3 protein-coding genes are annotated in these 8,735 nt (G+C 46.1%); all 3 read left to right on the top strand.

Annotated elements, in window-relative coordinates; genetic code table 11:
* A partial coding sequence (locus INF28_RS08175; RefSeq protein WP_226392982.1) for an S-layer homology domain-containing protein occupies positions 1–2,603 on the top strand: 2,603 nt, incomplete at its 5' end.
* Between the two features lie 26 nt (positions 2,604–2,629).
* A complete protein-coding gene (locus INF28_RS08170) occupies positions 2,630–5,689 on the top strand; it encodes an S-layer homology domain-containing protein (protein ID WP_226392981.1) in 3,060 nt (1,019 codons plus the stop codon).
* A gap of 10 nt (positions 5,690–5,699) precedes the next feature.
* Positions 5,700–8,729 (top strand): stalk domain-containing protein, encoded by a 3,030-nt coding sequence (locus tag INF28_RS08165; RefSeq protein ID WP_226392980.1) that lies wholly within the window; start codon positions 5,700–5,702, stop codon positions 8,727–8,729.
* Positions 8,730–8,735: the final 6 nt, after the last annotated feature.

Genomic DNA, 8,735 nt, shown 5'->3' with positions numbered 1-8,735 from the left:
AGATTCCGGTGGGCGATCGTTTAGAGGAGACCTATACCTCAAACAACCAGGAAGTGACGGCAGAGCTTGGAGCACCGCTCTTTACGACCCAGGTGACTGGGAATGAGATGAGCCGGTTTGGAGCGACGGGAGCAGATTTGGTGGGCATGTCCCACATTCTGGTCAATCACAATGACACGCATAAACAGGCGAAAAAGAAATTCCCCAATACGTATGATAAGAGCGGCAATGCCGGGTATTTTATGTATAAGAACAAAGCCGAATTCTTTAGCATGCAGGCGGCAGTTGGCGGAACGGTGTATGTATATACATTAAATGCAGCGGGAGACATGTATAACAGCTGGACAAAGAAAGAGTTAAATGTCGGCAGTGCACCGGAAGGATATGACAGCTGGGCGGCAGTGCCGGACGGAACAATTTTGGAAGGCGACCAGTCAGATGTATTGGTAAGGAATCAGTATTTTACAGCAAGTGAAGTGACAGCAACACCATATACCCACGTATACAGCAGGAAGTTTAGTGCGGGTGATGTGGTGAGTATCCCGACGATAGGTCAGGATTCTTACAACATTGTTATGGTTTTGATTGATTGGGATCCCCTTAACGGGGATCCTGATCCCTCCAATTTTATGTTAAGCGAGAGTGAGGAAGGAACGTCTGTCGATACTGCGGAGGTTCCTGTTGCTGTCTTTGGGGAAGATGAAAAAATTACCAATTCCGCCTCAAAGGAAGATGAGGAAGGAACAGCTGTTGATACTACAGAAGTTTCCTCTCCTATCTTAATAGAAACGGAAGAGAGTACCGAGCCCGTTTTCTCCGAAAGTGAAGAAGCAGTGTCTGTGGATACTGCTGAGGTTTCCGTTCCTGTTTCAGGGGCGGAGGAAGAAAGTCCCGAGAATAAAATGGTTCATCTGGAAAAAGAAGTATCTGCTATGGCTTCGTCCACGGCGAATGGCTTGCAGGTGAATTATACCATTGGAAATACCTATGCAGACATTAGCGGACAGGGAACAGCCAAAGAAGATGTTTATCTGGTGATAACAAAGGCAGGGTATACCCAGCAAATGCTTCTTGAGGAGCTTCGCAGGAACGGGAAACTTCCTGAGTGGGTTTATGCCATAGAAAATATTCTGGCTGACCAGGCAGGAACGTATACTGTACATACAGTGTTCCCGCTGAGCATGGAATCCGGCATGTATTTGGTATCGGATGCGGCCGGCCATCAGACTCAGTTTGAATATACCAATCCACAGGAAGCTTTGCAGGTTTTGACTGCGATTGTACAGGCCGCACAGCAAAAGGATACTGCGGCATTGAAAGCTGCAATGCAAAAGCTGAGCAGTTTGGATGGAACAAACTATACCTTGTATAACAAATTAAGTGATGGTGGAAAAACAGACACCGCCGAGGAACTGATTGCTCTGGATATTTGGCCAGAAGATACTGTTACCCTTGAGGATATGCCGAATGTTGTGGCAGCAATCAACCGTGCTATGGTGGTACCTGGCTTTAATGACGGTGTGATAGAGAGTGCCGATGCATATTTAGATTACCTTAGCGAAGACAATGAAAAAGCAGGACAAGATTATACCAATCGGATCACAGCAGAGGGCAAGAAACAGCTGACAGCTGATTTGAGCCATCAGAACTTTGCGTCCATGGAGGAGCTGAAAAATGCGTTTACACAGCAGGTTATTTTGAAGACTGTGGCGTATCCGGTAAATGGAAGCAGTGACATATTGGCGGCATTGACAGGCTATCCTGACTTGCTGTCTATGAATATGTCTGCCTTTAACAAACTGGCTGACGCTTATCAGCACCAGGTATTGACCACCTTGAAAAACGCCAGACCAGCAGATTTAGAATCATTACAGAGTACCTTTAGTCAGGCTGTGGCAGCGTATGCCAGCACCGGCGGAACGGTTTCGAAACCTTCCGGCGGCGGTGGGGGCGGCAGCATGGGAGGTTCGTCTCTTGGCGGCGGTGGTTTTACGGTAGACAATTCTTCAAATGAGACCAATGACGATACCAATCAATCCGGTCAGCAAAATACAAGCGTTGAGAATTTTGCAGATTATGTGGATGCAGAATGGGCCAAAGGCGCTATGCAGCTGATGATTGAGCGCGGTATTTGGAATGGTTATGAAGATAATACACTGCGTCCCAATCTGCCTGTTTTGCGTGAAGAGGCTTATAAGATGTTTATCTGTGCATTTTCAGAAGTAGACAGCAGTGCGATCTCTACCTTTACGGATGTCAGCGAAGGAGATTGGTTCTATCCGTATATCGCATCAGCACAGGTGAAAGGATTGACCTCCGGTATTGGCGATGGGTTGTTCGGATCCGGACAGCAAATGAGCCGGCAGGATCTTGCAGTGATGTTCTATGAATATGTTAAACAACAGGATAATTTGTCATATGGTGACAGCATTAGCTTTGCGGATGCTTCGCAGATTGCAGATTACGCAGCAGAAGCTGTAGAAAAATTGACATCTTTGGGCGTAATTGGTGGATATGATGATGGTACCTTCCGTCCTGAGGATAGTGCGACTCGTGCAGAAATGGCACAAATGATGAGCAGACTGCTGGATATTCTTTCATGACAAACACGGTAAAAGGAGGAATTGAAGTGAAACGAATAAAACAAATGGTTATATGTCTTTTGGCGTTGACCATGATGCTTGTTCCGGGAGGGGTTTATGGTGCAGTACTCCAAGATGTTGCTGATACACCATATGAGGATGCCGTAAGCTTCTTGGATTCGCTTGGAATCATGAAAGGAGACGGCGTACTGTTTCGACCCAATGATGAGATCACCCGGGGAGAGATGACACAGGTGCTGATACGTGTATTGAATCTGGAGTCTGCTGCGGCAGGATATGAGCCGCAGGGTGTTTTCAGTGATGTACCTGTAGATCACGAGTTTGCTGCTGCCATTGAGCTTGGAGCACAGATGGGGGCAGTATGCGGTACGGGGAACAATTTGTTTGAACCCGATAATCCCGTTACGCTGGCAGAGGCTGTCAAGCTGATGGTATGTGCTTTGGGATATCAGGCTCCTGCAGAAGATAAGGGTGGATACCCCTTTGGTTATTTGTCCATTGCCCAGCAGTATGACCTGCTGCTGGGAGTGAACATTACCGATACACAGCAGCCCATGACCAGAGGAGAGACGGCGATTTTGTGCCAGAATACGCTGGAAGCGGATGCAGCAAAACCGATTTCCTTTGGTACTTCAACACAATACAGCACAGATGGCGAAACCCTTTTGGAATATGCGCATCAGATTAGTGTAATGGAGGGCTTGGTCACAGCCAATAGCGTGACAAGTTTGTGGGGCATTAATGCTACCGACAGCGGTATGGTGCAGTTGATGAATCAGGATACGCTGTATTTGTTTGAGCTGGGTGAAAGTTCCCTTGATCAGAAGATCGGTGAAAACGTTAAAGTTTACTACACGAAAGACGAATCCGGTAAATGTGAAGGCCGTGTGGTTTATGTAAAAGACAGTGATAAGAAAACACGGACGGTTGATGTGAAAATTGAGGATATGGTTTCTGGCGCCAGCAGCAGTACCAGTGCGGTTTATTGGAAGGACGGCAAAACTGCAAATATTAATCTTTCCGATATGCCGGCGCTTTTGTACAACGGTACTGCGGTACAGGGATATGGATTCCCAGCTTTGATGGAGCTTTTGGAAGGAAAATACGGGACCATACGATTTATTGATTCCAATAACACCGGAAAAACAGATGTCGTTCTGGTATGGGCTTATGATACTTATGTGGTAGACAGTGTTGATACCAAAAGCTATAAGGTCTTTGACCAAAACAGTAAATATGTATTTAATGAAAATGGGCAAATGAATCGGGTTAACCGTGTATTAACGGCAGATCAGGAAGATGACACCGTTGAGGTTTCGGTTCAGGATGCTTCCGGGAAACAGGTGGAGTGGAAAGATCTGAAACAAAACGATGTTTTGACGGTCACCCAAAGTCTGCCTGTTGATGATGGAAAAACAAGGATAGAGATTCGTATCTGCCGTGATGTTGTCGCTGGGAACCTGGATATGGCGTCTACGGACAGCGAGGACAATCCCTATTTCCAGGTTGATGGCACAAAGTATGTGCTGACCGAAGAATACTGGAATGCAGTGACCTTGGGACAGGAAGATGCGGCAAGCGTTTCATTGACATTGGGCAAGACCTACACATTTTATTTGGATAGCTTTGGCAGAATTGCCGGAGCGTCTGCGGCGGCAGTAACAGACAGCGAGACTGAAACCCAAACAGGCAGTGCGGAATTAAAGTTTGGTGTGGTTACAGGTTATAGCGACAGTGGCTCTTTTGACGAGGTTTCTATCAGGATTTATAACGGAGAAGAGAATAAGGTCTATGAAACAGCCGACAAAGTAAGCATTGATGGTCAAAAATACAGTGGCAGCAGCGTAAAAACAGCGCTTGACGCAGTGGTCAGTGAATTGGGAACCACCTACTTTGATACAGAGGGAACCAGATTTATTCCGGTTTTGTTCCGTATCAACGGAAACGGAGAAGTTTCCTATTTAGATACCTGCATATACCGTGAGGGCAGTGATGATGTCAACAGCCTTCAGGTGCTGAATGACAACGGAAAGACTGAGCAGCTGGTATATGTCAGCACTGTAGGGTCATTCAACTATAAATATCCGGTATCAAACGCACAGGTCATTGTTGTTCCTGCGGCAAACAGTGCGGACAATTTGGGCAATATCAAATATTTTAGTTCTGGCTCAGCATCCCAACAGCTGGTTGGCGGCAAGAGCTATACAGCTCAGGTTTTCCGGACCAACCCGACCTCTTATGAAGGGGAATATGTCTTAATTCAGGCCGCTTCTGCAAGGGATGTAACCACGCTGGGCGACACGGATACGGAGATTCATAACCGTCAGATGCTGGTGGTATCCGAAGTCTTTAAAACCCTGAATGAGGATGGCTATGAAACCATTACGGTTGTAGGGTATGAAGAAGGCAAACGAAATCAGTATACGGTAGATGTAGACTATTATGAAGGCAATATGATGAATCATATTTGGGATAAAAGCTGGTTTAGCTCTGCGGAAGCAACTGCACGTATGGATGCGACAGATACCACCGAACGGCAGGAAAAGAAACTGCTGGAAGGGGATATTATAAGATATCGGGTCAATGATGCAGGTGAGATTGTATTTCTGCGGCCGGTATTCCTTTCAGACGCCAGAGTATTCCGTGCTGACGACAGCAATGGATTAAATGATGCGAACCGCTATAGAGCCTTGGATATTGCATCTGTTTATAAATTGCAGAACACGGATATGATTTTGCGGTATTTGATCAACAAAAGCACGGGCAATACGCAGGCAAGTATGGCGTTGAATGTAGACGAAGATGGTCATATCCTCAGTGACAGCACGGGCACTGTATTGTACAGCGGCGGCCAATATTGTGAAGACGGTGTTGCTGGAGCAGCGTGGACACGAAGTGCAATTTTTGATGCACAGGGCTTCAGTGTGATGGTATATGACGAAACACAGCCGGAAGGCAAACGTGTTTATACGGGAAGTTATGCAGATTTGGCAGATACGGATTCTGGAGAAGCAGCAAGTATAGTGATTATGCAGTTCAGAAGCTCCAATCCGAGAGGTATGGTCATTTTGAAACTGCGTGGATAAGGAGAATATTATGAAGCAGATTTTAAAGAACAAAATGATGCTTTTGGCTGTCTCGATATTGACATTGTTTGCAGTTTATTATGGCGGAGACGCCGCCCAGGCCGCACCAAGCTATGATATCATTGAGACGCAGGACGGCTATTTGTATCAGGAAATTGAGGATTTATGGTATAATAATGCAACCGTTATTGTGGAAAAGGATGCAGAACGTTATTTTAATGGTATGGCAGTAGGCTTTGATGCAGAAAACAAGCAGCAGCCTGAAGCGGATGCGATGCCGGATATTATTTTGCCGGTGCGTGCCGATGTAGACGGCACCTATTATGTGTGGATGCGGCATTATGCGGACACCGTTTCCGGTGGCGGTCAAAACGCATTCCACTCCCTCAACGGAAATAATTATACCACCTTGAACTTAACGGCAACGCCGGAGAAGGCGGCATGGCTGAATGTGACCTCCGTCACCCTGAAAGCGGGCGAGACTTTTGAATATCGCATTCGCGGCCGGCAAAAATACGGGATTGCCCTGGATTGCTTTGTGGTTACCAATGACCCGAGCTTTACTCCGACTGATCTGGTCACCAAGCCTTTGGAAGAAGGGGAATTGATTCCCGGAGAAGATAAGATCTTGGATGCCATTTGTTTCTCTGTGAATTCCAACAATGCCTTAGATCACGGTATAAAATTCCGAATTGATGAAGAGAATCAAAAAACTGCGGTTTACAAAAGTGATGATACGATTATGGTGCCGCTTCGGTTTTTGACAGAACGTTTGCAGGGCAAGATCCATTATGATGATGCAGCCAATATCTTGACGTTGACATATGGAGGAAAAGAATATACCGGAAAAATTGGCGAGAGCAAAATGACAGACAGTGAAGGGAACGAAATTGCGTTATCTGCGCCGCTCGCCATGCGGTATGAACGAACCTTTGCACCTTTGGATATTTGTCAAAGTGTATTCGGCAAGGAAATTTTTACTTCCGAACTGGGTCTGGTTATGTTGTCGAATGAAAAAGATGCCTATCAAACGGACGGCAGCGATGATGAAATTATTACAAGCATCATTACCCGGATCATTTTAGACCGGCCGACCGGTGAAGAAATTATCAGTTCCCTGTGGAGCAACTATGAAGCGGGAGAGCATCCCAGATTGTTTGCCAATCAGGAAGATTTTGACAAGCTGCGGACACAGGCTGCTGAAGATGAATACATGAAATGGTTTGTTGACAACATGAAACAGCAGGTCGATGCGGCCGAAGCAGATAAAACGATTGAGAATCTGATTAACGAAATTAATAAAATGACGGATGATAACACAACCTTCAGTACGACCTGTATGGATTCGGTTCGCGACTGGGTGACCAGTGCTGCGTGTTTGTATCAAGTGACAGGAGATGCGCATTATGCGGAACTTGCCTGGAGTCTTGCAGAGCCTGTGTGCCAGATGTATGACTGGTTTGGCGGTGGCGGATTTTTGTGTATTGGTCAAATGGGTGTTTCCATGGCAATCGTTTACGACTGGTGCTATGATTACTTGCAGGGTGTTCCGGGTGCTTTAGAGCTCATGGAAAAAGCATTTATGGACAATGCCCTTCAGCCAGGACTTGACACATACAACGGAATTATGCTGACAGACCCCAGTGGCGGCTATAATACCTGGACAGAGGCAACCACCAACTGGAATCCGGTTTGTAATGCTGGGTTGATTTCTGTAAGTATTGTAACGGCAGAACTGTATCCAGAGCAGGCAGAAGAACTTTTGGGTAAAGCGGTACGTTCTTTGGAAGCTGCGTTGAAGCCATATGCGCCCGATGGCGCCAATCCAGAGGGCCCTGCATATTGGGCGTACGGAACAGGATTTATGGTTTACTGTTTTGCTGGTTTGGAAAAAGCCACCGGTACCGATTATGGTTTGGCGTGCTATCCGGGTGTTTTGGAAACCTGTTATTATAGACCATATGTTCACAGCATGATTAATCATTGGGATTATCCGGAAAATACTGCTTATCGTCACTGGAACTACCATGATACCGGACGGGGCGTGATTGGATCGGGTATGTATATGTGGTTTGCAACCAGGCTGGATGACCCGTATCTTGCTGGAATGCGGCTGACAGAGCTTCAGCGTGGCACAGAAAACGTCAGCTTTAATGATATTGTATTCTATACAGAAGACAATTTGGATCAAAATATTCAGCTTCCGCTTGACAGATATTTTAAAGGGATTCAGACGGTATTTATGCGCAGCGACTGGAACGATCCAGATGGTATTTACACTGGCCTGCATGCAGGAAAATCCAGAATCAACCACAGCCAGCTGGATACCGGAAACTTTATTCTGGATGCAGAGGGCATTCGCTGGATTGAAGATTTGGGTATGGATAACTATAGCTTGCCCGGTTATTTCAGCTCTGGCAACTATGGACAAAGATGGTCTTATTATCGAGCACGTGCAGAAGGCCATAATACCATTGTAATTGATCCAGGCACCAATGAGGATCAGAAGGTTTCAGGCGACTCACCAATCATAGAATATGAAAGCACAGAGGACAGAGTGTTTGCGATTACAGATTTCCGCTCTTGTTATCAGCCAAAAGCAACTTCTGCAAAACGGGGGTTGATGTTAGGCAATGACAGGACAGCGGTTGTGGTACAGGATGAAATTACCTTGGCGGATAGCTATGATGTATGGTGGTTTGCGCATACCGAGGTGCAAGATGTGGAGATTGCAGAAGATGGACGTTCTGCCATTATGACACAGGACGGCAAGAGAATGTATGTAGAAATTGTCAGCGATCAGGAAGACTTAAAGTTTGAGCTGATGCCTGCGGAAAAACTCCCTACTTCACCAGAACGGAACGAACTTGAAAGAGATAACAGCACCTTCCAGAAGCTGTTCATTCATGGAGAACAGCTGCGTGAATTTAATGTTGCTGTGGTCTTCCAGACCTTAGAGCCTGGGCAGGATGAACCGGATTATACCTATGTATATACTGCTTTGGATCAGTGGGGAAGCAGCGAGGATGAGGATACCTGAAAGTCA

The sequence above is a fragment of the Ructibacterium gallinarum genome, from assembly GCF_014982785.1.
GTDB lineage: Bacteria > Bacillota > Clostridia > Monoglobales > Monoglobaceae > Ructibacterium > Ructibacterium gallinarum.
This window is presented reverse-complemented; position numbering and strand designations above follow the sequence as displayed.

Excerpts from the sequence above, each read along its gene's own strand:
- INF28_RS08165 (WP_226392980.1), top strand. The coding sequence starts at position 5,700 with ATGAAGCAGATTTTAAAGAACAAAATGATGCTTTTGGCTGTCTCGATA.